Origin of the sequence: Turicibacter sp. GALT-G1 (genome assembly GCF_025594995.1) — a bacterium.
GTDB classification, from domain to species: domain Bacteria; phylum Bacillota_I; class Bacilli_A; order MOL361; family Turicibacteraceae; genus Turicibacter; species Turicibacter bilis.
The window spans coordinates 1-25,566 of record NZ_JAMQUS010000003.1; the positions used below are offsets into that span (position 1 = coordinate 1).

Annotated in this window: 20 protein-coding genes, 1 other RNA gene and 1 riboswitch; of the genes, 4 read left to right on the forward strand and 17 right to left on the reverse strand. The window is 32.3% G+C overall.

All coding sequences use genetic code 11. The features are described from left to right. Positions 1 to 345 precede the first annotated feature (345 nt). Positions 346 to 6,339: an NPCBM/NEW2 domain-containing protein gene (locus tag NEH74_RS00685; protein ID WP_262940916.1), complete on the reverse strand. Its 5,994-nt coding sequence runs from the start codon at positions 6,337 to 6,339 to the stop codon at positions 346 to 348. A 220-nt stretch (positions 6,340 to 6,559) separates the two neighbouring features. Then, positions 6,560 to 6,646, reverse strand: a riboswitch (cyclic di-GMP riboswitch). 226 nt (positions 6,647 to 6,872) lie between these two features. On the opposite strand from NEH74_RS00685, the gene NEH74_RS00690 reads away from it, so the two are divergent. Then, on the forward strand, positions 6,873 to 6,995 hold the full coding sequence (locus tag NEH74_RS00690) for a hypothetical protein (RefSeq protein ID WP_256637878.1): 123 nt from the start codon (positions 6,873 to 6,875) through the stop codon (positions 6,993 to 6,995). A gap of 76 nt (positions 6,996 to 7,071) precedes the next feature. On the opposite strand, the gene NEH74_RS13650 is transcribed toward NEH74_RS00690, so the two are convergent. From NEH74_RS13650 to NEH74_RS00700, 3 genes are all read right to left on the reverse strand, one after another. Next, positions 7,072 to 7,284, reverse strand: coding sequence for an energy coupling factor transporter S component ThiW (locus NEH74_RS13650; RefSeq protein WP_082417984.1), 213 nt, complete (start codon positions 7,282 to 7,284; stop codon positions 7,072 to 7,074). 141 nt (positions 7,285 to 7,425) lie between these two features. Continuing rightward, the gene (gene gltB, locus NEH74_RS00695; RefSeq protein ID WP_055305981.1) at positions 7,426 to 11,586 is read right to left on the reverse strand and encodes a glutamate synthase large subunit; all 4,161 of its coding nucleotides are present in this window, start codon (positions 11,584 to 11,586) and stop codon (positions 7,426 to 7,428) included. Positions 11,587 to 11,869: 283 nt separating this feature from the next. Continuing rightward, positions 11,870 to 12,385, reverse strand: a complete 516-nt coding sequence (locus tag NEH74_RS00700) for a hypothetical protein (RefSeq protein WP_055305980.1) — start codon at positions 12,383 to 12,385, stop codon at positions 11,870 to 11,872. 95 nt (positions 12,386 to 12,480) lie between these two features. Between NEH74_RS00700 and NEH74_RS00705 the strand changes: the two genes are divergently transcribed. Next, on the forward strand, positions 12,481 to 13,563 hold the full coding sequence (locus NEH74_RS00705) for a VanZ family protein (protein ID WP_055305979.1): 1,083 nt from the start codon (positions 12,481 to 12,483) through the stop codon (positions 13,561 to 13,563). A 158-nt stretch (positions 13,564 to 13,721) separates the two neighbouring features. Here NEH74_RS00705 and tnpA read toward each other — a convergent pair whose 3' ends face one another. Further along, positions 13,722 to 14,177, reverse strand: coding sequence for an IS200/IS605 family transposase (gene tnpA / locus NEH74_RS00710; protein ID WP_055166236.1), 456 nt, complete (start codon positions 14,175 to 14,177; stop codon positions 13,722 to 13,724). 185 nt (positions 14,178 to 14,362) lie between these two features. After that, positions 14,363 to 14,728 (reverse strand): hypothetical protein, encoded by a 366-nt coding sequence (locus tag NEH74_RS00715; RefSeq protein ID WP_055305769.1) that lies wholly within the window; start codon positions 14,726 to 14,728, stop codon positions 14,363 to 14,365. Between the two features lie 290 nt (positions 14,729 to 15,018). Here NEH74_RS00715 and NEH74_RS00720 point away from each other — a divergent pair, with 290 nt between their 5' ends. After that, positions 15,019 to 15,924 carry a LysR family transcriptional regulator gene (locus NEH74_RS00720; RefSeq protein ID WP_262940917.1) on the forward strand — a complete coding sequence of 302 codons (906 nt, stop codon included), beginning with the start codon at positions 15,019 to 15,021 and terminating at the stop codon, positions 15,922 to 15,924. 12 nt (positions 15,925 to 15,936) lie between these two features. Here NEH74_RS00720 and NEH74_RS00725 read toward each other — a convergent pair whose 3' ends face one another. Beyond that, on the reverse strand, positions 15,937 to 16,077 hold the full coding sequence (locus NEH74_RS00725; RefSeq protein ID WP_156343943.1) for a hypothetical protein: 141 nt from the start codon (positions 16,075 to 16,077) through the stop codon (positions 15,937 to 15,939). Beyond that, positions 16,058 to 16,930 carry a hypothetical protein gene (locus tag NEH74_RS00730; protein WP_237297047.1) on the reverse strand — a complete coding sequence of 291 codons (873 nt, stop codon included), beginning with the start codon at positions 16,928 to 16,930 and terminating at the stop codon, positions 16,058 to 16,060. The genes NEH74_RS00725 and NEH74_RS00730 overlap by 20 nt, the downstream gene beginning before the upstream one ends. A gap of 215 nt (positions 16,931 to 17,145) precedes the next feature. Between NEH74_RS00730 and ssrA the strand changes: the two genes are divergently transcribed. Continuing rightward, positions 17,146 to 17,491: a transfer-messenger RNA gene (ssrA, locus tag NEH74_RS00735) on the forward strand. Positions 17,492 to 17,605: 114 nt separating this feature from the next. On the opposite strand, the gene NEH74_RS00740 is transcribed toward ssrA, so the two are convergent. The 9 genes from NEH74_RS00740 to NEH74_RS00780 form a co-directional block, all read right to left on the reverse strand. Then, positions 17,606 to 18,367 (reverse strand): DUF6602 domain-containing protein, encoded by a 762-nt coding sequence (locus NEH74_RS00740; protein ID WP_262940918.1) that lies wholly within the window; start codon positions 18,365 to 18,367, stop codon positions 17,606 to 17,608. A 25-nt stretch (positions 18,368 to 18,392) separates the two neighbouring features. After that, positions 18,393 to 19,157: a hypothetical protein gene (locus NEH74_RS00745; RefSeq protein ID WP_262940919.1), complete on the reverse strand. Its 765-nt coding sequence runs from the start codon at positions 19,155 to 19,157 to the stop codon at positions 18,393 to 18,395. A gap of 603 nt (positions 19,158 to 19,760) precedes the next feature. Continuing rightward, positions 19,761 to 20,501, reverse strand: coding sequence for a hypothetical protein (locus tag NEH74_RS00750; protein ID WP_262940920.1), 741 nt, complete (start codon positions 20,499 to 20,501; stop codon positions 19,761 to 19,763). Between the two features lie 403 nt (positions 20,502 to 20,904). Next, positions 20,905 to 21,222 carry a hypothetical protein gene (locus NEH74_RS00755; protein ID WP_262940921.1) on the reverse strand — a complete coding sequence of 106 codons (318 nt, stop codon included), beginning with the start codon at positions 21,220 to 21,222 and terminating at the stop codon, positions 20,905 to 20,907. 86 nt (positions 21,223 to 21,308) lie between these two features. Further along, a complete protein-coding gene (locus tag NEH74_RS00760) occupies positions 21,309 to 21,725 on the reverse strand; it encodes a hypothetical protein (protein ID WP_262940922.1) in 417 nt (138 codons plus the stop codon). A 129-nt stretch (positions 21,726 to 21,854) separates the two neighbouring features. Then, complete coding sequence (locus NEH74_RS00765) at positions 21,855 to 22,091, reverse strand: hypothetical protein (protein WP_262940923.1); 237 nt, start codon at positions 22,089 to 22,091, stop codon at positions 21,855 to 21,857. 19 nt (positions 22,092 to 22,110) lie between these two features. Next, positions 22,111 to 22,281, reverse strand: coding sequence for a hypothetical protein (locus NEH74_RS00770; protein WP_262940924.1), 171 nt, complete (start codon positions 22,279 to 22,281; stop codon positions 22,111 to 22,113). A gap of 224 nt (positions 22,282 to 22,505) precedes the next feature. Beyond that, positions 22,506 to 24,131 carry a hypothetical protein gene (locus NEH74_RS00775; protein ID WP_262940925.1) on the reverse strand — a complete coding sequence of 542 codons (1,626 nt, stop codon included), beginning with the start codon at positions 24,129 to 24,131 and terminating at the stop codon, positions 22,506 to 22,508. Positions 24,132 to 24,337: 206 nt separating this feature from the next. Beyond that, the gene (locus tag NEH74_RS00780) at positions 24,338 to 25,300 is read right to left on the reverse strand and encodes a helix-turn-helix transcriptional regulator (RefSeq protein ID WP_262940926.1); all 963 of its coding nucleotides are present in this window, start codon (positions 25,298 to 25,300) and stop codon (positions 24,338 to 24,340) included. Between the last annotated feature and the right edge of the window lie 266 nt (positions 25,301 to 25,566).

Genomic DNA, 25,566 nt, shown 5'->3' on the forward strand with positions numbered 1-25,566 from the left:
GTATTGACAATTCGTCATATTGAAAAAACCTAGTAGCTAAACTACTAGGTTTTTAACTATATAAAAACAGAGAAATAATCTACATTTTCAGAATCATCCTCAGTTTCTAGTCCTTTTTAAGTTCAAGGCCAACTATCGTCCAGGGGTCACCTGGCGATTATCAAAGATAATCTAATCCTCCACTGCTAGGGAATGGGTCACCTACGATTTCTGAAAGAAATCTAATTCCCTACTATTAGGGCTTGGGTCACCTACCATTTTCGAAGAAAATGTATCTACCGTTAGTAGGGCTTAAATTTTCTATGAAGAAAATTTATCTGGACTTATATAAATATATTTTTAGTGCTATTCTACTCTAAACATATATAAGACTTGAGCTTGGTAATTATCTGCTTCATTTTCATATGCGATAAATACTGAGTAACTCCCTGTTTCGTATGAAGTGGTATCAAATGAGATTACACCATTTTCATTCATACTTGTTGCTAAATCAATAGGCATTTCTGTAAAGGTTTGATTATGACGCACCATAATACTCGATGGAATAACACGCTCACCTTGACGGTTAATTACTTTATGATCAATAGACACTTTATTTTCTGTACGCTCTAACATTCCTCCCTCAATAATTTGCCAATCTGCAACAATTTTTGTTAGTTTTGTTAAATCTTTTAAGGGAGATAAATCTGTGACTTCAGCATGAGGGAACTCAAGGCTCTCTAAGTTTTTAGCATATTGTAATCCCTCTAAATTTTTAACACGATTACTTAACGTAAGTGATGTTAAATTTAATAGATCACCTACTGTTACTTCATTTTTTTGAAGGTTTAACGTTTTGATTATTTCAGCTTTTAAGTAGTCATCTTTAATCCCAACCACTTGATTTAAATCTTCTGATTTTTCTAATTGATTAATTGCAGTTTGAAGTTTTTCAATCATTTGATCGACTTCTGGTTGAAGTGTTGCATTTTCTACTAATGCTTTTGCTTGCTCTAAAGTAGTTTGTAACTGTTCAACACTTTCAGACGTGTAAGCTGATAAGTCCATCTCTTCTACAGTTGTAATTAATTGAACTAATTCATCAAAACTAACAACCTTTTCTAGTTTCTCGTAAGCTTCTTGTAAAGTAGCTGTTAATTGATTGATTGTTTCTTGATTATATCCCGCTGCTAATTGTGTAGTTACTTCTTGAAGAACTTGCATTAAGTTTAACCACGATGATTCAGTATAATCAGAAGCCGTTAGTGAGTCAATTTCTTCTAATAAAGTATCTAATGATTCACGGTTAATTTCTTCACGTTCACTATTAGCAAAATGAAGTTTTGTATCTCCCCATGTTGCATGGTCTGATCCGTCACCATTTCCACCATCTGTCACCACAAGTTTTAATTCTTTCGCACCTGCTAAATTAACCTCTACATACTGTTGTGGGTCTCTTGAATTCATTAATCCGCTATCAAACTGTTTTTCCCCATCAACATAAACTTGAAAAACAACACTTCCGACTGAACCATACATTTGACGATCGACCCCAACATATGAGCTGAAAAATTGATAATCTTTATCGCTTAAATCATAGATAATCGTTGACGTTGAATGAGCACCAATTCCGTGTTCATAAGTCGCTACTGATCCATCTTCATTTGTTAATCTCAAGGTATTTCCACTTGCAGAGATATCTTTTTTCGCACTTCCATAACTTTGATTTGCTGATTTCCAGTCGTAATCTGTTAGATACGTAAAATCATTCATATCAACGACTGAAATCGTACGAGTTTTTTCAACTTGATTCCCATCTGAATCTGTAACAGTATAAGTAATTGTATATTTTCCTGGACAATCGAAGTTAACGTTTTCTGCTCCTGATACTTGTACTGATGCTGTTAATTCTCCATCTTCAGCATCTTTTGCCGTGTATGTACCGATAATGTCTTCTAATTTTTGTCCTACTTTCACAGCTGCATCCTTTGGAATTGTTAATTGCGGTTTGGCATTATTTGTAATTAATTTCGGATTAGCGATTATAGCATGGTCTGACGTATTTCCATTCCCTGCATCATTTATCTCAATTACTAATTCCTTAACTCCTTTAACTGGCACATCGACAGATACCATATTATCGGCATGTTTTAAAATTGGCGTCTTTGCTAAAACTTGACCATCTGCAATAACCTTCACTTGTAAACTTGAATTTAATTGAGAGGCAATATTCATGTCTACCCCAATTAATGCTTCAAATCGATCATAGTCTAAATCTGTTAAATCATACGTTATTTTTCCATTCGCATGAATTCCAAATCCTTGTTCAAAGGTTTGAATGTCACCATTTATACGACCTTTAATATTTTCATTTCGTCGTGGTGTTCCCCATACTGTTTCAACATCTGTCCATTCAATATCTGATAAATAGTCATAGTCACTAACCACTTCGACTTTAATAGTTTTAGCCGTTGTCATTCCTTGATCTTCGGCCATGAAAGTGACTGGATAGATTCCTTTTTGACTCATATCAACTGAATGATTAACTGTTACTGCATTCGTCATCTCTTCACCAGTATATGTATAAGCTTTTGCAAGATTCATCGGTTCAAATGCCTCATTTAATTTGAATATTACCTTTTCTTGACTAGTCATAATTGTCGGCGCTAATGAATGAAGATGAACTTCTTCACCTGGATTTAACTTCTTATCATAAGGAATTACCTTGTACTCAACCGCTTCTCCAACTTCAGTCGTTGTATCAATAAAACTATTTGTTGAAGTAAATCCGATTAATTCTTCATCTTTAAAAATCTCATATCCTAAAACATCAGCGGCAACATCAGCATTTACTTTGAATACTAACTGATTATGTTCACCATGCGTTAAACGTTCAACCACTAATCCTGTCTCTTTTTCAAAGCCATTTCCTTTATATTCAATATAGTCATAATTTGCATACCACGTTTTAACTTCTGGTTTTTTATATTGGCTGACAAATTCTTTTGTCTCATCTGAAACAAAGAACCCATGGCGTTCAAAATGTTCAGTTAAATCTAACTCTAACGCAATACTTGAGTATTTTGCTAATTGATTTAATTTATCGTTTGCTGAATCTTGTGAATCTAATACAACATTGTTCTCACGATATTGTCGATTAAGTTTAGCCCAATAACCAGGATAAATCATTTCTAATTGCCAAAATACTGCTAAATTTTCAAAGTATGAACCTGAATAATACTCATTATTATCTTTGGAAATTACATTTTTATAAATATGACTTTCAAATGGGATACGCTTATCTGGTTTATTATAGTAATACGATGAATTCTGTGGAATCATGTTATTTGTAACTTCTCCGATTGTTCGAACTCCAATATCTAATCGATGACCCATTTCATGGTCAACACCCCAACCACCGACACTCGTTAACATACTAACCATAACATCGCCTTGAACCCCGATATGATTTGTATAAGCATACATATATCCAAATGGTTGAGCTAGACGAATATTTTCACGCGTATACTTCACATCATTTAATTCATTGCTACCATCCAATCCTAAATATTCAAATACTAAATCCATGTGGTCATTATACATGTTTACAGTTTGAAGTGGACTAAACTCTTGGTTCACATAGGCTTCATATGCTCCGGTTGCTGTTCCCGTGAATACTAAGTGATCAGATACAATTTCAACGATATCAATCATTTGACGATCCATCACATCTGGATTCGCTCTTTTATCTGCATCTAATCGTGCTTTATAATCTTTTAATAACTGTAAAAACTCTTGCTCATCTGTATTTTTATCCATCATTGGAAATACTTCAACACCTTTAGCAAATCGGATAACTGGTGACTTTCCTTGTTGCTCCTCTGTATAAGGATTAACAATATATACCGCTCCACCTGGTGTTACTGAATGATGATACCACCCATCATTTTGAGTAACCTCTGGAACTGTAATGACATTTTTTCCAGCATGTAAACTAACCGTTCTTCCCCAGTTTGCAAAACTTCCCTCTTGCTGTGAGAAAAACAATTGAGGTAATGGTTTTCCTGGTTCAGCATCAACATAAACAACAACTGTATCACCTGGTTTCGCCAACACTCCAGTTGGTTGATTGTTATTTCCAAATCCAAACTTTAAATTCTGATTAGTGTGTGCATTTCGGTCACCGTGCTGCTCTACAGTCACTGTTTTTACCGTTTGTAATTCATTATTAATAATATCTTTTGCTAATTGAATATCTTCTTGATAAACAGAAGCTAATGGATGCTCATTCACTTTCTCCTCTAAAGCTTCTAATTTTTCAATTGTATTAAAAGCTTCAGATACTTCATTCATCAGTCCATTTGTAAATAGATTTTTCATTTGATCTGCAGTAGTATCTTGCTTATAAACACGGATATCTCCAATAGATGCCCAATCTTGATAGGCTTCTTCAAAAACAAATTTAATACGCTTTGCTTTTGTTGAATCAAACTTGATTTGTAACATGTCATTTGTCACCGCATAGTGACCTTCCGAAACTTTTTGAAAATTATCTCCTGTAGTAACTGGCGATATATAGATACTAAATTTTGTTGGGAATCCTTTATTAATCGTTCGAGGTTTATAAGTTAAACGATCAACTTCTACTGCTTTATCTAACGTTAAAATAACTTCGTTTTTAAATGTATCACTATTAGCAGTCCCAGTTTCCCAATGCGTTGTGATATCTTCATCAATTGCATATTGAAGTAGAGCTCCTGGATAATTTCCACCATTATTACTAATTGCAGAAATAGGCACACGGAACATCTCATCATATTGTTTGATATATTCTGTATAAAATGGTGTAAATTTACTTATATTAGAAGTTCCCAATTGGATAGTACCAAATTCTATTAACTCTTTAGCAATGTTCAACTTTTCCATATACTCATCAGCAAATGGATGATTTTTTACTTGTTCAGTCAATGATTCTATCATTGCAATTGTAGCAAATTCCGGGTTTAATTCACTCATAGTCTTATCTATGAATAAGCGATCCATTACTTCAGAGATACTATCTGGTTTATAAATTCCAAACTCAGAAGCAATTGCCCAGTTTTCATATCCTTCTGTAAACACAAATTTAATACGACGTGCATCTGTTGGATTAAATAAAATCTCCATCGTATTTTTTGTATCAATCGCCATCTCTCCAGCTGTTACTTTTTCAAATGTATCACCTTGAGATGTTTTTGAGATATAAATTTCAAATGCTTGGGCATATCCTCTAGAGTGATTATTTGAATACATTAAGCGATTAATTGTTGTTAATTCTTCTAATGTAATAATAACTTCATTCGTATGGCTTGAACTATTTTGAGATCTCGAATGCCATCTTGTATTGATGTCATTATCCATTGCATTTAAAATGCTATGACTTGCATAATGACCACCATTCGTCGTGATACTTGTGATTTTTTCAGAAGGCACTTTATATAATGCATCATAAGCCTCTAATCTCTCATCATCAAAAGAAGTAAACGTTGAAATCATCGCATTCATATAGTTAACTTCTGTTAATTCTAATAAAATTCGAGCATTAGCAATATCCTCTTTAAAATCATCATAAAATGGATGTTGCTGTGCAAGAACCTCAAATTCATTTAACTTCTCAATGGTATTAAATTCTTCACTTAGTTCATTTTTAGACTCATTCGTAAAAATGTGATTCATTTGATTCAGAAGTGCATCTTCTTTATAGAACCAAAATTCTGATGCACTGGCCCAATCTTGATTAGCTGATTTAAAAACAAATTTAATTTTTTTAGCTTGAATCGTATCAAACTTAAACTCCATCATATTTCCTGTTGTAGTATGACTTCCAGTAACAGCTAATCGAAAATCATCATCTTCCCCAGACAACGAAGCATAAATTTCAAATTCATTTGGGAATCCTTTTCCTTTAGCTACATCTTGTCGAGTGGCATAAACAATACGATCAATAGATTTAATCTGATTAAATTCAATAATCACTTCATTGATAAATGAGGAAGTATTTTTTGTTCCAGTTTCCCAATGAGTTGATAAATTATTATCAAATGCTTTATCTAACGAACTTGAATTATATTGTCCCCCATTATTTGAGAATGAGACTATCTCATCTCGTGAGACGCGATACTTTTCATTGTAAGCATTAAAGTTATCATAGCTATTTAATGCAAAGCCTCTAACAATCGCTTCACTCACTTTATTTTCTTTAGTTTCTTCTTCTGAAACTTTCACTTGTGTTTGCCATTCATTGGCGAATACACTTAGTGTTGGCGAAAAATTTGAGATAATTAGTGATAATGCTAATACACTCGGTAAACTTTTTTTCATGATCTTACCCCTTTTTCTTAATGATAATTCGAAAGTGATAAAAAACTACTCATTTCTCTTATTGCTTATATAAGCAAGAAGGGTACCACGCCTAAGAATAAAAAAACTACCTATAAAAGGTAGTTGCCATCTTATTTCAATATCACAAAAAAACATCATAAAAAAAGCCTGTTCAAAGCTTGTTATTATTTCTTTTATGAAATACAAAGAATTATCATTCTTCGGCAACTGGCTGGCATAGTTTATATAAACCTTAGCCCCTTTAGCTTTGCGCCTCTAGATTTCCCTATATTTGCCAATATATACACTTTACACATACATTTTATAATATTTTTTCCATAATTAAAATATTTTTTCGAATTTTATCCATATTTTTTCTTTAACAGCAAGGTTAATTTATAAAATTTAGAATGATTACCATTATTTTTAATACATCTAATTTTTTTCTCTTATCTAATGATCTGATTATTTTTACTTTTATGGATTAGTTCTATCATTTTAGTAAATGATAACGATTATGGAGGTGAATTACGATGTCTGGTAAAATGCATAAGTATAATGAAAAGAAAGTGAAACAACCAGGTAAAATTTATGAACCTGGTGAACCTGTTCCTGGAACAGGTGTCACAACAAAGAAAAAAGAACAAAAACATTAACCTTTAACGCATATCGAACCATAGAATACACTAACAAAAAGACTGCTAGGACGCTAGCCAGTCTTTTTTGTTAGATTCACTTCTCCCAAACTAATTGAAATAGAACGAGATAAACCAAGACCGCCACTTCTTTTCCAAGTACCAGTGTTGATAATGGATAAGTTAAAAGTGCGCCTAAAATCCATGTTCCTATGATTTCATCTGATACAGCTAACTCAATTTGTTTAATAAATATCCTGCTAAAAAAAGCTCCAACTATACTTCTAGGAAACTCTAATCCACTTCCTATTAAAGTATTCTTTCAAACTTTATTTTCAAAAAAATAATAAAAACATTGATAAAGTCGTGATATCAAATTCTAAACAAAGAAATCAGTAATGAATTATAAGAAATTTAAAGAGGGACATCTCAAACGAGGTGTCCCTTTTAGTTATAGTTCTAATTGATAATAGTCAGCTGATGTGACGAGGGTGAAGTTTAAAACTTCGTGTTCGAAGTTATTTAAAATTTGTGTGGCTAATTGATTGTTTGTTTTTGCGACATAATCAACTAATATTTCTTTTAAAATCTCGATATGACGATTTTTCATGTCAAATGCTTTAACATAAGATTCATTTAATTTTTCATTTAAATATTTTGCTTTGTATAGATATAGTAATCCACCTGTCATTCCGGCTCCAACATTCGCTTGAACCGATCCAAGTGAGACAACAACCCCGCCTGTCATATATTCACAAGCATGAACACCCATTCCGTGGTTGACGGCTGTTGCTCCTGAATTACGGACAGCAAAACGTTCTCCAACACGACCTTCTAAATAACATGTTCCTGATGTTGCCCCATAAAGAATCGTATTTCCAGCAATTAAGTGATGATTCGTATAAGTCGGATCTTGATCGGCTTTTTGGCGTGTCGTTTCGTCTGCTTTAACCGTGATATGTCCACCGCTTAATCCTTTCCCAACATAATCATTTGCATAACCTGTATGGATTAACTCAACACTTTCATTCATAAGAGCTCCAAAACTTTGTCCCGCATAGCCATATGTTTTAAATGTACGTGCTTCCTCACTCACAAATTGAACCCCAAGTGTTCTTAAAGACGTATCAATCGTATTAACTTCATTCGTTGACAGATTGACTGCATTAAGTGTCGGATTCACCACATTCATTTCTTGTGTCACTGGTAATGATTCTAACCAGTCAAGCTTTAAATGATATGCATTTTCTGTTGGAATTTGAATCAATTCTGTACGTCCACGAAGCTCTGCTAACGTGCGAACACCTAAATTAGCCATTAATTCACGAGTTTGACGAGCAACAAATGTCATATATGTTTTTAACATTGTTGGATCCTCTTTTAAACGTGAACGTAATGTTTCATTTTGTGTCGTAATTCCTGCTGGACATTTTCCAGTATGACATTGCTTACATCCAATACAGTCTACCATGACTAAGCACATCGTTCCGAATCCAAATTCATCCGCTCCTAAGATTGATCCTAAAACAACATCATATCCTGACTTAATTTGTCCATCTACTTGAATCAGCGTTTCATGACGTACATCATTTTCAAGTAATGATTTATGAGTTTGGAATAATCCATACTCCCATGGTAGCCCAGTATATTTTAATGATGATTTTGGAGAAGCTCCGGTTCCGCCATTAAATCCTGAAATAACAACTTTTTTTGCACCCGCTTTAACAACTCCATTCGCAATGGTTCCAACATTAGCTAATGAGGCTAATTTCACACTCACCGTTGCGCTTGGATTTGTTGTTTGTAAATCATAAATTAATTGCGCTAAATCTTCAATTGAATAAATATCATGATGTGGAGGTGGTGAAATTAAATCTACTCCTTGTTTCGCATAGCGAACACGGGCGATATGTTCATCGACTTTTGATTTTGGTAAATGTCCACCCTCTCCTGGTTTTGCTCCCTGTGCCATTTTAATTTGAATTTCTTGGGCACTTCTTAAGTAATCATACGTCACTCCAAAGCGGCCTGATGCGACTTGTTTCACTTTTGAGGCTGTGATTGTCCCAAAACGCTCAACCAATTCTCCACCTTCACCACTATTTGAAGCTGCTCCTAGTTCGTTCATCGCACGAGCAATCGTACGATGAGCTTCAATCGACAAGGCCCCATATGACATGGCTGAGGCAACAAATTGACGAACGATTTCTTCTTCACTTTGCACCTCTTCAAGTGGTAATTGAGTCTCACTCTGCAATTCTAAACAGTCACGTAAGTTGATTTTACGGTTACGCTCGGCTTCCATAATCGCTTTGAACGTTTCATAATCATTCGCTGCAACGGCTGCTTTAATGTCTTTAATGAATTTTTTCGAGTACGCATGGTTCATGAAGGTTGAATCCATATTTTGATATTCGTTTACTTTATTTAAGTCAAGACCTTCTCCAAGCAGATTGGTATCAAGATCTTCAAATGATTTTCCACCAAAAATAGAAGCTTTTGTTGTGAATAAAGATGTGACTTCTTCATCTAGACCAACGACTTCAAATACTTTTGATCCACGATAAGAAGCAATCGTTGCAATCCCCATCTTCGCCATTAATTTTAATAAAGCAGCATCGCATCCTTTAATATAAGTACTCAATGCTTCATCTTTATTTTCTACCTGACGCGCAATATATTCATAGCAGAAATATGGAAAAATAACGTCTGCTCCATAAGCAATTAACATCGCATGATGAATTGGTAAACGTGCATCTGCCGATTTCACAACTAAACGAACTTCTAGACGTTTTCCTAAGTCAACTAATACATCATGTGCCACCGTCGTTGCCATTAATGACGGAATAACTTTTCCCGCTGCTTCTTGATCTAAAATAATGACCTTTGTTCCTTCATTAACCGTCTTTTTAATATTAGCTTTGAAAATTTCAATCGATTCACAAAGGGTTGTTTGGCAAGCTAAGCTAATAATCGCTGGATTAAATTGCTTCTCATTTAAAATGGCTTCAAACTGATCACTCGTGATTAACGGTGTTGAAAATTCATAAACTGGGAAATCGAGTTTACCATCATGTAATGAAGTAACAGACGTTAAGCTGGAAGTTAATGAGAAGACTGATTTTTCACGAATCGAATCTAATGGTGGATTCGTGACTTGAGCAAAGTTTTGTTTAAAGAAGTCAAAGAATAATTGTGGACGATCTTGTAATAAATTTAAAGCCGCTGTATAAGGGAATGAGCCAATGGCTTCTTTTCCAGTCTCGACTAATGATTTTAACTCTTGTAAATATTCAGCTTTTGTGTAAGCAAATTTTTTCTCATTTTCTTCAAAGTTCTGAATATCTGGACAGAAGTTGTGCGTCGCATTTGGTTTAATGACTTTCTCACTTAACCACTCGCGATAAGGTTGTTGTGTCGCTAAAACTGCTTTGATATCTGCATCTGTCGTAATCGTTTGTGTATCTAAGTCCACACAAAGAATTTCACTTGCTTGGATACGACTTGCGACTTTGATGTCTTCAAGTGGTGTATTTAAAACTCCGATTTCAGAGGCTAAAATGATTTGATTTTCCGTTTGAATGTAGCGGAATGGACGTAATCCATTGCGATCAAGTGTCGCAATTAATTTATGACCATCACAGACAATTACCCCTGCTGGTCCATCCCATGCTTCTTGTTTTAATCCACTATATTCATAATAAGCTTTTAAGTCATCGCTTAATCGTGCATCTTGCTCATAAGCTTTTGGTAATAAACGAGTCACTGCATCTTCTAACTCGAAGTTTTCATGAAGAAGTGCTTCGAGTGTTCGGTCTAGGTTCGCACTATCTGAGTGTCTCTCATTACAAATTGGATACACTTCTTGATGAGTCGCTAATCCCACACGCGCATTTGACCATTTAATATTCCCTGACACAGTATTAATTTCCCCGTTGTGTGCTAAGTAGCGGAATGGTTGCGCTAAATTCCATGAAGGTTTTGTATTCGTACTAAATCGTTGATGAACGATACAGAAATTTGAGGTAAAATCTTCATCTTTTAAATCTAAATAATAGTTTGGAAGCTCTTCTGGTCGTAATAATCCTTTATAAACAATCGTTTGTGATGAACATGATAAAATATAACATGTTCGATCTGATAATTTTGCATCTTTAAAGTGTTGTTCAATACGACGACGAAGTTTATATAACATGGCCTCATCATAATTAGTCATATCAAAGATAAATTGAGTTGGAATTGGCTCTGTTTTTTTGGCTGTCGGCGTTAAAAATGTTGAGTCAACTGGTACTTCAATTTCTTTAATGACTTTCATATTAAAATGATGAACAGCCTCATAGATACTGTCAACGGCTACTTTGCGATCTTCAATCTCTTTTGGCAAGAATGCCATCATGACCGCAAATGGCCCACTAATTCCATATTTTTTGTGATAAAAATGTTTTGGGATTTGTAATAGGATCCCGCATCCATCCCCTGTTCCATCTTTTGATGTTCCACCACGATGGCTAAGGGCTTTTAATAAAGTCATCCCTTGTTCAATAATTTCATGACTATATGCCCCATCTAGATTGGCAATGGCCCCAATCCCACAATTCGAATGATCAAACATATGTTTCCTCCTTACTCCCATACCCACTATTTTTAGGTACTTATACTAATTATGATATGAATGAATATTCCCGTCAACTCTCCCTCCATTTTTTTAACTAATTTTAGCCATTTTACAAAAAAATTGTTTTATTTTATGAAGATAAATAGAAGAAATGATGGCTCGAATCAAAAACTTTTAATAATAAAGATTCGTGCTAAAATTGAATAAATAAAAAAATAAAGAAAAATTTACAAAAAAAGAGTAAGTTGCTCTAATAATAACTTACTCTTTTTTTGATTGATTATCGATAAACTTTCCCACTAATATTCGTTTGATTATTTGGAACGATTTTGAAGTAGTACCCTTTACTTGTTGATAAGTTTAACACATGGACCGTAACTTTTTCTCCTTTATCTAAAGAAGTACTCATAATTAACTTATTTGAACCCTGTTCGTAGAAATAAAACTTATATGTTTTGTCAAAAAAACCTTTACCGTGATATTCATCTAAATAAATATTTATACGACCATTGTGATTTGTAAAATAATAATTTGAATAAATATCTGATGCAGAGGCACTTACACCAAAATTATAACCTTTAACTAAGTTATGCGCACTCATTGGGCGTGATAATCCATATGTATAAATATCAGTATAGTGATCAACTCTCCCCTTAATATTAGATAAAGGAGAATCCCCTTTCTCAACGATTACTTGAACATCTGGGTCATTAATAATGATCTCACTTGCAAATGTTGTCTTACTAGCCATCATTAAAGCCACAAATAAAAACACAGCTGTAAATAATTTTTTCATATTCTTCCCCTCTTCTTATTAATATCACTAAAATTATACTATTTTTTAGATATTATTGGTATAATTTATTTAAAATGAAAAAGTAGGTGATAAATATGAAGTATATTATCCCAATAATTTTAGGATTATTAGTTATATTGAAGTATGTCAGATACATTCAAAAAAAGAAAAGAAAATTAAATTTAAATGATATCACTATTTTGGCATTTCTAGTTTACCTTATAATCTTTATAAAAATTACTTTGTTTCAAGACACAGAATTTACTTTAAATTTAACTGATACTCTCAAACAGGCAAATTTTATCCCAGTAGTATATACATTAAATACAATTCAAGATAATTTAATTTCCATTTTAAAAACCATTATAATTACCATCCCTTTTGGATTTCTTTTATTCTTACTATTTATCGATCAAAAAAATTATTCAAAACTTATAAAAATTGGTTTTATGACTTCTTTTATTGTCGAGTTATTACAACTCTTCAAAATCAATCAATACTTAAACATTGATGATATCCTCTTGAATGTCCTTGGATTTATTATTGGAGGATCTATTTATCGCTTAATGTTTAAAGTTTTAGTTCTTTCAAAAAAACAGCAACTTCTTGAAAAAATAAGAAACATGAATTCAAATTCAATGCGAATTTTTTATCATTCAACTGTTAGTATAATAATAGGTTACATTGTAAGTATTTTAGTAGTGTTGCATCTCGAGACTCTTCCTTTATCTACTTTAGAAGGAAAAACAACAGTTGCGTTTGATCCCTATCAACTAACTGTAGAAGAAGATGGATTGGCTATAACTATTAGTGGTTACTATAAAGCTAACTTTAGTCGTTTAAAACCATTATTTTTATGTAAGCTTTCATTAAATCAAGAGCCCATGTATGATATATACACTTTAAATGAACCCTATAGCCCTCAAGACAGAAAAGACTTTTCCTTATTAATTGTCGGATGGAATGAAAATGCAGAAGTTATGACAATAAATATTAACAATAACCAATACACGACTGACATTCCAAAGGGAGCCTTTGCAATTCCTTTCCCTGAAGTTATAGATCATGAATTCCTACCATATATATACGCGAATGATGATTCTAAATTCAGTGTAACCTTCTATGATGAATCTAATAATAAAGTTATTATCCCATTTACAAAAGATTCTTTAGAATAATGATTTAAAAATAAAAACCACCCGTCAAACGGGTGGTTTTCACTAGGTCTATAAGCCCTTGTTACCGGCTAGCGTCTCAAGGCGCTAGCTTTCACTTTGTTCAAGCTACTTGCCTTTGCCGCTTTTGCTTACTCCTGAAGGAGTTTTCGTATGGCTAGCTACCCTTTAAAAGGGTCTTCATATTCTTTTACACTTAATTTATCCATGGCTATATCATGGCTTTCTTGTTCCTGTATATATTTCTTAATCGTTGCTTCATTTAATCCAACTGTACTTACGTAATATCCTTCAGCCCAAAAGTGTCTATTTCCAAATTTATATTTTAAATTTGCATGTTTATCAAAAATCATCAATGCACTTTTCCCCTTCAAATATCCCATGAAACTTGAGACGCTCATTTTGGGTGGGATACTTACTAACATATGGACATGATCTGGCATCAGATGTCCTTCTATTATTTCTACTCCTTTGTAGGCGCATAATTGTTTTAATATATCCCTTATACTGGTTTTATATTGATTATAAATTATTTTTCGTCTATACTTAGGAGTAAACACAATGTGATATTTACACATCCACTTTGTGTGAGATAAACTATTTGCCTTATTGGCCATAAAAATCACCTTTCTCTTCTAAAATAGTAGCCTGAACAACTCTATTATAGGAAGAAAGGTGATTTTTTAGTGGTATAACCTTTATTTCCCACCCGCATAGCAGGTGGTTTTATGTTTCGCACGCTTCGCGAGCTCAACAGGCTAAAGCCTTTAATGAAAAGAGCAAACATTGCTGTTTGCTCTTTTTATTTATGTTTAATTTTTTTGATTTGGTTAACTGAGTTTCCTTTGAAGGGCCAACGGTTAGCTAGTAGTAGATAGGTTTCAACCCCAAGTATGAGTGTTGATAAGACATATAGTGGGATACTAACTTGGAACATGACAGCTGTGATTCCGAATAGGTGTCCACTTTTTAACATACGACTTCGGCTACATTCTCGATAAGTGTAGCCATGTAATAAAAATAGAATGAATAACGTTAGTTCGTTAATCAGAAGTCCCCCAAATAGTTGGTCAACAAAATTTTTAGTCACAGGTGCTAACATTAAAATAATAAGCAACTGAATAAGCACAGTTGTTAACTTTAAATAACCAATTTCTTTTCTAATCACAACACCATCCCCTCCGATCTCTTTACTATAAAATATGAAAGAGCCTAGAAATGGGAACTGATTTATTTACTGATAAATTTTTTCAATGTCTTTAAAACTAATCAAGGTTACTGTCATCCAATAGACGTTAAAATTTTTAGGGTATTGAAAGACACATTAAATCAATAATCATCAATTCTTATTTTAATGATTTCTAATCGCTTCCTATTATTAAATTCATTCATTTTATCTATAGGTGTGATATACTATTATCAAATAATAAAACTTTTAATAGTGGCAGGTGACCCAATATGAACTTAAACCATCTTCAATACTTTCGAGTTTTAGCTAAGTTAGAACATTATACACAAGCTGCTGAACAACTCTCTATTACTCAACCGAGTTTAAGTCATGCCATTGCTTCACTTGAAAAAGATCTTGGAACATCTCTTTTTGAAAAACACGGACGAAATATTCGTTTAACAAAACACGGACGTTTTTTCCTAACTTACGTCGAAAATGCCTTAGATGAATTGGCGTTAGGCGAAAAAAAATTACGTGAATTAACTAATCAAACAAATGGTTCAATTGAGTTGGGGTTCATTTATACGTTAGGTGCGAGCTTTATTCCTCATCTTATCACGGAATTTTCAAAGCATGAGACTCATCAAAATATTCGCTTCTCATTTGGGCAAGGTAACACAAAACAACTGATTCAAGATTTAAAATCCGAAAAATACGACTTAGCTCTCTGCTCCTATGTTGAAAATGAACCAGACATCGAATTTATTCCAATTACTCAGCAAGAATTGGTGATGATTGTACCGCCTCAGCATCCTTTAGCACAAAAAGAAACGATTGATTTAAACGAGACCATTGATTATCCATTTATCTCCTTCAATAAAGAAAGCGGAGTCCGTAAGATCATTGATTCTTTGTTTAATGCAGCAAATATCCATCCAACCATTCGTTGTGAAGTTGAAGAAGATACTGCAGTAGCAGGTTTAGTCTCTGTGAATTATGGTATTGCAATTATTCCTCGAATTCAATTTTTAGAACAATTCAACGTCAAGATTTTACCGATTACAAACCCTAAACATGAACGTTACATTTATCTGGCATCAGTTCGAAATCAATATGTCACCCCATCCATTACAGCATTTAAAGATTTTCTTTTAAGTCATAGTCAAACGTTGTTAGAAAATACAAAAAAGTAGGTCGAGCGAAACCTACTTTTTATTTAAATCATTTTTTAACTTATCTAAGTATTTCGTTATTAAATTATAATCATCTTCACTTAACATACGATCTTCTATCATTTTAATAAGCATTACTTGTAGTGACTCAATATCATGATTGTTCTTTATCATCTTTAAATCCTTCCCTAACGATACGATATTCAATTCCTTTAATATCATGCTGATAATCATGATCATACACCCATAAATCAATACGGTTGTCCCAACTACAAGCACCACATGCATCTAAAACAATAGCTTTTTGTGTATCTCCTTCTGGATAAGTAATTTCTAAAACTGTTCCATAGTAATTAGGAATGCCACGTTCATTTAGTCCCACTTCTAATACTTCATCAATGTTTATCGCAACAATAGGAAGCCATTCATATTGAGCATCATAATAGTGCATCACGTTATCAATCACCTTAACGCTATCATCTTGATAAGTAAGACCATACCCGACTTTAACCTCACCACCTGTTACACTATAAAATGTCTGACGATAATCTTTAAAAACAGTCTCCGTTTCATCTACTTTACTATCAGAATTTGAGATCGTTGATAGTGGTATCACTTTTACAATTTCATCACCTGAACTACTAAGCTTGAATGCTTGATTTGAAACTTCTTGTTGTGGGTTCTCTTCTAAGTCTTCATTTTGACTTTCACTTAAAGCTGCCTGTAGGTTAGCTAAAGCTGCCTTTTTCTTTGCTTCATCTTCCTCTATTCTAGGAATATCACTTACTTCAGAAGATGAGTTCACTTTGTGAAGTTCTTGTGACTCCTGTTTTTGATTTGATGGTGTATCATCATTAGATTCTTTATTTAAAAAACTAATTTGTGTTTCATTTTCCTCGGTAGAAATTAATACATTCATTAATTGTTGTGATTCAATTTGGTTTTGCTCGAGATTAGTAACTAATACGTTTGATGATGACAAGATAGACATCACCGTTAATAGTATGTTCGTTATAATATTTAGCATAATTCACCTCAGTTTGGACTGTTTAACAGAAATCACGTTTTTATTATGAACCAAATCTGAGATATTAAACACGTTTTCACTTTTTTTAGTAATTTGAAACATAAGAATTGTTTAAATTCACATACTATTGGGAGTGTTGACTTGGATTGACAGTTATGAGAACTTGTCAAATGAGATAAAATAAAGTATAATGTTTTATGTAATCAAATTAACCTGGGGATGTTACGGATTCGACTGGGGCATTTGAGCTTAATAAGCAAGTCGTGCTAACCCACGTTAAAAGGTCGAGGTTTTAATAACCGGAAAAACAAACTTACAATTAGCTGCTTAATATAACGTAGCTGCCTACCATTCAATCGCCCATGTTGAATGACTAGGCTCACTGTAGTGGGATACGCTAGTCTGTGCCGTTTGAATAGCCTAGAAGAGATGATCAAACTCGCGGTCTGACAGGTGTGTCGCCTAACCAGTCACCCGTTAAATTTAATAGGAGACTAAACTTGTAGAAAGTTAAGTGGTCGGTGTTTTAGGACGGGGGTTCGACTCCCCCCATCTCCACCATAATATCCACGTCCGCAACTGTTACAGGAAAATGGAGCAAAAAGAAAAAGATTAATCTGAGTATAGTAGATCACTACTACATTGAGATTAATCTTTTTTATATAGAAAGTTATTCTACATTAACGATCTATTTTCCTCACTTTTTTGTATCAGATTATCATTTTGATCGAAGATTGCTTGATAAAAATAATCAAATTCACCTGATTCTAACAAATATTCTCCTAGACGCGCCTTCTGATTTAAAGTATTAGCTACCCCACCTAATAAACAAACTACTTCTTTATTTTCATCATCTGATTCAATTCCAACCCATGCACAGTATCTTTGATTGTTATTAATCATTTTACTAATATAAAAGTAATATCCTTTTCCTACTACACACAAACACTTTATAGCGGGATTGAGTAAAAAATTATCGTCTAAACCTCTATATCTTTTAAGTTCACACGCTATAATATCTGTATTATATGCAAAACAAACTGTCATATTACGATATTCCATTGATTGTAAATTCATAAACTTTTCTATGGTTGTCTGTAACTCCCGCTTAGTTAATCTTGTTTTAACCTCAAAAGCATACGTGACAGACTCTATAGGAACCATATGATGTATTTTATCTATATACATGGGAGGTAAAATATTAGTATCATAAATAATTAAGTCTGTTTCATTTGATTGAGCTCCACTACTATTTATGATTAATCCACCAGTAATTTCATAATTTTTAGTAAGATATTTTTCTAATAATTCTGCTAAATATTCTTCTCTTCCACTCCCTGCAACACCTCTATGTGTTATAAGCCTATCATTACTCGACTTTTCCAACATATACCTTATTTCCAGCTTAGCTTTTTCTACCATCCACGGATTAGTCATAACTTCCTCCTATAATAAGTCTTTTTTATTGATATATCGCTAACACCTCTAATTGCACATAATCTTCATCCAATATAATATTTTTTATATTAGGATCTGGTTGTAAATCGAATTGTCTTCTAATAGCTCTATTTAAGGAGAACAAGTCTTTCAATACATCAAATACAATAACTGACTTTCCATTGACTCTCTTCTTTGAAACAACTTTAGCTAGAACAGTTACCTCTTCGTTCTCAAACTCATCTAAGCTTTCGATATCACAACAGAAATTATTAGAATTCACCTTTGAAAAACAAATTCTCCCATCAAATAAATCTTCCGTCTCAATGAATAGTGGCACTTTTGTACTATCTTTACCTAAAAGGGATTTGAGAGCTTCACGCTCCTCTGTTGAGTTTGCTTGAATACTATTTACTAAAAACGGTTTAAGTTTATTCAACATATCTAACATATGAAACTCTTCTGGTATATTAAATGTTCCTGTAAATCGAATTATTGTTGAATTAGGTATCGTATTAGTATCAGCATCATAATTTAATAGATCAAAATAATCATCTCTTTCTTGTAAGGCATTCTCGAACTCTTCACAATCCAATAAATAATTATTAAGAATATCTCCATTTAATTCACTTTTCCCTCCAGTTTCACCTGAGAAAAATGCTATTGCTCCTTTAAATCCATTCTGTGTACTTACTGTTGCATTTTTAAATTCTATTACTTTCTTCCTTTCAATTAAGGATTTATACTCCATTACCTTTTTATGATTAAAATATACTAGTGTCCGAAACATTTACCATCATTCCTTTTAATTTATTATACATAAATTATAACAAATCAAATCGCCAACAACAAACATTCGTTCATTATTTTATATAATATATTCAAAGATTCCTCCTGTTCCAGTAAATAGTTCAACTCATCTTCTATATACATTTCTTCAACAATTAAATCTAGAATCATGGTTTTCAAAATTAATTCATGTAATCAATCTGCTATTGCTTCTTCATCTAATTATAACAGCTCTTGAAGGAATTGATCGTATTCTTCTTGTACCCGTTCATATATGATGATTGGCTGATTCATGTTATTCACCTCCTAAAAAATAAGCCATCAAGATTTAGTTCTTGATGGCTTTTACTATTTATTCTAATGATTCAGCTTTAGTTTTTGAATATCCTCCATGTCAATCTCAGCAGAATAATTGTTATTTTTCCTCAGATTATATAATCGAAAATAGTTAACTTATTATGGCAACTGTTCTAAGAGTTCACACACTTTATCTTACACCCTCACAAGTTTTATGTGTTGCACTTAATATTACAATCTGTCATTCTTTAATTAACTATTGATACAAAAAAGCTGTATCAAATAGTAAAGCTTCAAATAGATGAAACTAATAGCTCCATGTTGCTTTAACTGTTACTCTTTGGTTTACATTATCATATGCAGTGCAACCATACTTAGCATAAATACTTCCTTGAGCCGCAATACTTCCAGCAACACTTGCTTCTACTCTATAAACATAAACACCACGTGTCGCAAAAGATGAATATGTTCCTGGCATAGTATAATTTTCTGACCAAGCATCTTTTTGACCTTGATCACAATAATATAACCCACCACCTACACAGTAAGCATTCACTGATTGTGCTGAAATTTTACCTGGACTTGTTGCAATAGTAGTATGTAAACTTTGACTTCCAACAAGCAATGGGGTAGTTGTCTTTATCTGGTGAGTATATGTTGAATTATATTTAATGTATCCTGACTCAGATCCTGAGCCTCTTAAATTTGGTTGTGGTGTAAATACAGATGTGACTGTATAGTTATATCCACTTGGTGTTTCAACATTAAATTCTTTTATTGTTGGTAAACTTCGAGAAGAAGTATTTAAATCAAGAATAACTTCATCTTCAAACTCAGTCATACTATCATTAACCTCTTCAGTAATAATGTCAATAATCTCCTCATCACTATATGACATTTTTAATTTTTCAAAGTAAACTTTTTCCATATTCAGACTGATTTCTTCAATTAATTGCTCTGTCTCAAGCGTAGAAGCTAAAACATTATTTTTCCCAAAAGCTCCTCCTAATAACATTACTGCCCCTAAAATCATCATTTTTTTTCTCATTCTACTCCTCCTATTACACTATTTACTTAAATAGTATATCATTTTTCATAATAAATAAAAGTTTTTTGGTTAAAAATGTATTTTTTTCTTTTTATTACATTTTTGATTCTAAGATTTTATAGTATAATTTCCAAAAAGGAGGAAACGAAATGGAATTTTTAAAAGAGATATTTATGTTTATTGGGCATCTTATTTTATTGGGACTAATTTTTATACCTGGAATATACATCCTATCATTAATCGTTAAGATACTTAGAAATAATACTCGAAAATAATTTTTTTTAGAGTATTATAATAATTCTTAATTTAACGCTGTGTTAGATAAAATCGTTAATAAATATTTAAAAAGATAATGAGCATTATACTCATTATCTTTTTTTAGGATATAATTATAATTTTTGTTTTATTTATTCCTCAAACGCTTCGTAAAAAAATGAAAAGAAATTGCTATAATAATTAGTAAAATTGGTAATAATCCGATAAAAAGAAATATACGTGTATCTAAGAAAATTCTAAAATAATAATAAGATTCTATTAATAAAAAGAATGTTACTGCTAAAACAATTAGATGATAACCTATAATTTTTAATAAACTATGTTGATTTTTATATTTAGGAGAAACAAAATTTGAAGCTTTCTTCGTTAAAAAAAGAATTCCTATTAATAATAGCGGAAGAAATCTAATACAATTATCCAGTGTAACTTCAATCCATTCGCTCATGTTAAACCAATCTCCTTAAAATATATTTTTCTATAATTTACAACATAATAAGTGATAAATCAATTATTTAGAAATAGAAAATAATCTTATCTAAATAAAGCAGTTCTCGTTCTATAATCTTCAATATTTAGTTCAAGTTGACTTGCTACTGTTTGAAGAAGTATATTTTTTCCTTTCAAAATTTCTTTATCGTCTTTAAAATATTCTAACCAGTCTTCTAATGGCAACTTTGAACTTGATAAAACCGATTTTGAAAGGTCTGTAAATGTTCGACGACAAGATTTGCATTTATAACGTTGTTTACCACATGTAATGCCATACTTGCATATCTCATGGCTATCGCAATGAGGACAAGCCTTTCCTTTTGAAAAACGAGCTTCTCGACAATCAGTTATAGAAACAGGGCTAAGTGATAAAATCTCTGAAATATAGCTTAATACATTAGCTTGTTGTCCATCATTTAAAGTTAAGATATCGGCTTTGATGGAACTTAACGTTGGCATAAACTCACCTCGAACATTTGTTTATTATTAGTTTACCATATTTGGGAAGTTCTATTCAACTTATCAACAATATTGTCTAACACAGCGTTTAATAAAAACAACAGATGAATTTTACCATCTGTTGCCTTATTACTTCATTTGATAAACTTTTTGATTTTTTGTATTTATATGATATTGTATGTCACTCAAAATAATTTGTGCTTCTTCCATTGTATGATATCTACCTAGTTCTATTTTGGTCAAAAATGATAATCTACTATAAGTACCTACAATACGATATACTTGAGATCCTAACTTATTACATGACTTTATTTGTAATTCCCTGACCTTAACTAACCGTCTATTATTTTGTGTTCTAATCCACATACAATTCCCCCCCTTACAATTAATCAGCTTCTATATTACTAAACATAGTATCTTCTAATTCTTTGAGTGACTCATTCTCTCTTTTTATCTCTCTATATCGCTTTATCATTCTAACAGGAATGAGTCCCAAAAATTTAATCAATTTTACTCCTGAATTCTTATCCCTATTTAAACTTAATTGCTTTAACATCACTCATTCCTCCTTTAGAACTTAATTTATTGACATTAGTATACGCTATCATTTCGTGTAAAATAATCCTTTTTCTTCATTTTTTTACATGTTATAATGAGGAGGTGAGGTTTTTTATCCTACTCCCTACATTCGCAACTGTTACAGGAAATTGAATATAAAGAAAAAGATTAATCTGAGTATAGTAGCTGACTACTAAATTGAGATTAATCTTTTTTATTATTTTAATTTTCTTGATCTGACAGTTCTTCTAATGCAATACGTAATCCTTTAGACATGTCAACATTTGTAGGAATTTTAATTTTTTCTCTATTTTTAACCTCTTCTTCTATAAGTGGTTCAATCAGATTTCTTGCAAAATCTATTCTCTGTGAACTAGCAAACATATCTTTGAGTACCTTTCCTGTCAGTATATCTTTTAAATTATCTACTATTTTTTCAGCTTCTTTTTTAGTTAATAGATATTCTTCAGCTAGTTGAATGAATACTTCTTCAATTTTTTCCACCATTTTATTTGCATCATCCTCAATGAACCCATCTAAAACTACTCCTGATACTTTTCCCGCTGCTGCGCCTCCTGCAAAAGATCCTAATATTCCACCTACAACTCCTCCGATTGCTGTCCCTACAATAGGAATTGCTGATCCTACTGCTGCACCTCCTGCCGCACCTGCGACCCATCCCGCTGTTCCTCCTGCCACTGTAGATGCTGTATTTGCGACATTTTTAAACAACTGTGCTCCTGAAATTCTTCCTCTAAATATATTCGCAACATCAAAGCTTGATAAAACTACGACGGAAACTGCCCCTGTTATAACATTTCCTCTTAACATTTTAGCTGCACTTTTCATCGCTGCTGCTCCATAAATATTTCCACCACTTCTGAAAGCATTAACTAACATTGCAGAAGCTTTTGGTCCCATTAAGGATACAATTGCTTCAGAGCTTCCTACAAGAGCACTATTTAGACCAGCTTTTGATAATTGACTTGCTAATACAGCAGTTAAAAATGTAGTTCCCCCTACTCTTAATCCAGCATATGCAGCATTTTTTAACGCTATATCAAAATCTTCTCCATTCCAAATAGACGTTGCAAATGTTAGTGTCGCACTAATCCCCATAGCATTCGTTGCTATGATTGCACCATTTACTGCATCAAATGTTATAGATTCTACTGTTCCAAATCTAGCTATATTTTTTGCTTGTTGATATGTAAAACTTCCTCTTTTAACAATATCTCTCGCTTTTGTTGGATCACTTACACCAGGAACTTCACCATTTTTAATCCTATTTTCCATTGCTTTTACGGCTGAATCATACATATCAGATGGAACTTCTATTTGCATAGGTGTTCCATCCGGATTTTTATATTTTAAAACTCCATTTTCAAAACATTCTGAAATACATTTGGAACCACTTGCACAATATTTAGTTTGAATATTAATACCATCAACTATTCGATCCGCACCATTTTTAACAATTCGTCCTGTTTTAGGATCAATTTCATCTCCGACTAACTTAACTTTTTCATTTCCAAAAAAATCTCCATGCTTCACTTTATCATGAAGATGATTAGCATATTCAGCAGCGAATCCATGTCCTCTAGGAGTATTGAATTTATCAGTTCCATATATACTACTCGCATTACTTATATTTCCATATACAACTCCCGAGGAAATACTTCCGACAACTTCTATAGATCCATTATTGACTTTCTCATAAATTTCTTTCAGCGTATTTTCTAAGTCATACTTGTTATGTTCCAAATACTTAGTACAAACTCTCTCTCTTAAACCTGTATTTTTCATAACTTGTTTCACAAGTTCTTTTTTTAAATCATCACTACTCATTTTCTATCCTCCGTCAACAAATAATTTCTGTGAAATAACTAAAACTCGATTTATTCCTTTACACTTTACTGAAATCTTATTTATTCAGGAAACAATCGTCTATAAGTACTTTTATATTTCAATATTTGTTATTTGTATTAATTGTATCACACAATATCCGACAAAAAATGACGGAGGAATTATTTCTATTCATAGTTCAAAATATATTAATATAACTCTCTCATCGTATCTAATTTTGCTCTAATTTTTTCTACTAATTCATTTGGGGTCAGGATTTTAATCCATTCTCCTTGACTTAGTATCCACATCAATAACCCTTGCTCATATGACATAGCCTCTATGATACAGTAGCCATCTCCTTCTTCTATCACTCTTGATACAGGGAATTTATCAAGTACTGCTTCTACTGAATGGCCTGTAAATCTAAACGTAAACTTGATTAGTTCACCTTGATACATCATATTAATCTTATTACGAAAATCCCCCGATTCAAATCGATGTGAATAAGGAATCTTAAATTGTTCATTTTGAATCTCATAAGAAAGTATTCGATCTACTCGAAATGAAATAGGGTAAGGAATTGAGCGATTCGTCACGTAACTAACCGCATAAAAATAAAAATCACAAAAAACTAAACCAACAGGGGCAACTGTATAGAAATCTACCTCATTATTTGCTTTTTTATATTCAATGTTTATTTTTTTAGACTGATCAATAGCTGAACTGAAATCCCATATTCGATCCACTAACTTCTGATCATGCTTTAACGGAGTAAAATGAAGTCTTTCATTTCCTATAAACGATTGTATTCTCTTCTTTTCTTCTACATCTAATGAATTAAAAAGCGAATTAATCATTTCATCTAATTCTTCTACTGCTAGTGATCGAGTCCCTAATAATAATTTAATCAAGATAAGTACTTGTTTTGAAGTTAGCTTCGAATCGGATTCACCACTCAAATAGTAATTCTTTTTCTGATAATCATACTCTATTATTCGCTCTTCTAAAGATCCTATTCTCTGCCCAAAATAAGCACGTAAAGAAGCAATATCTCGTTCAAAAGTTCGACTATCAATTTGAAACATTTCTTGAATTTCATCTTTTTTAATTTCATTTCTCTGTATTAATTGTTCTAAAATATATAATATACGTGTACTTTTATCATACATTTATAAATCTCCTTGTTACCCTTCTTTTCATGGTAAAACTTCTCTTATCTTTTAATAAGAGTGCTATCTAGAATAGAACATATTTTATAGTCTGTTAATCTATTTATAAAATTCATTTACCAATTAAAACTTTATACCATTTTATAGTAATCAAGAGTTTTGATTAATTCAACTCTATTAGCTCTAATTTTATAAATGATTATAATTTTATTTTAAATGTTTTCTATAAAATTTGTATTCCAATGAAATAAAATTAATATGCTTCT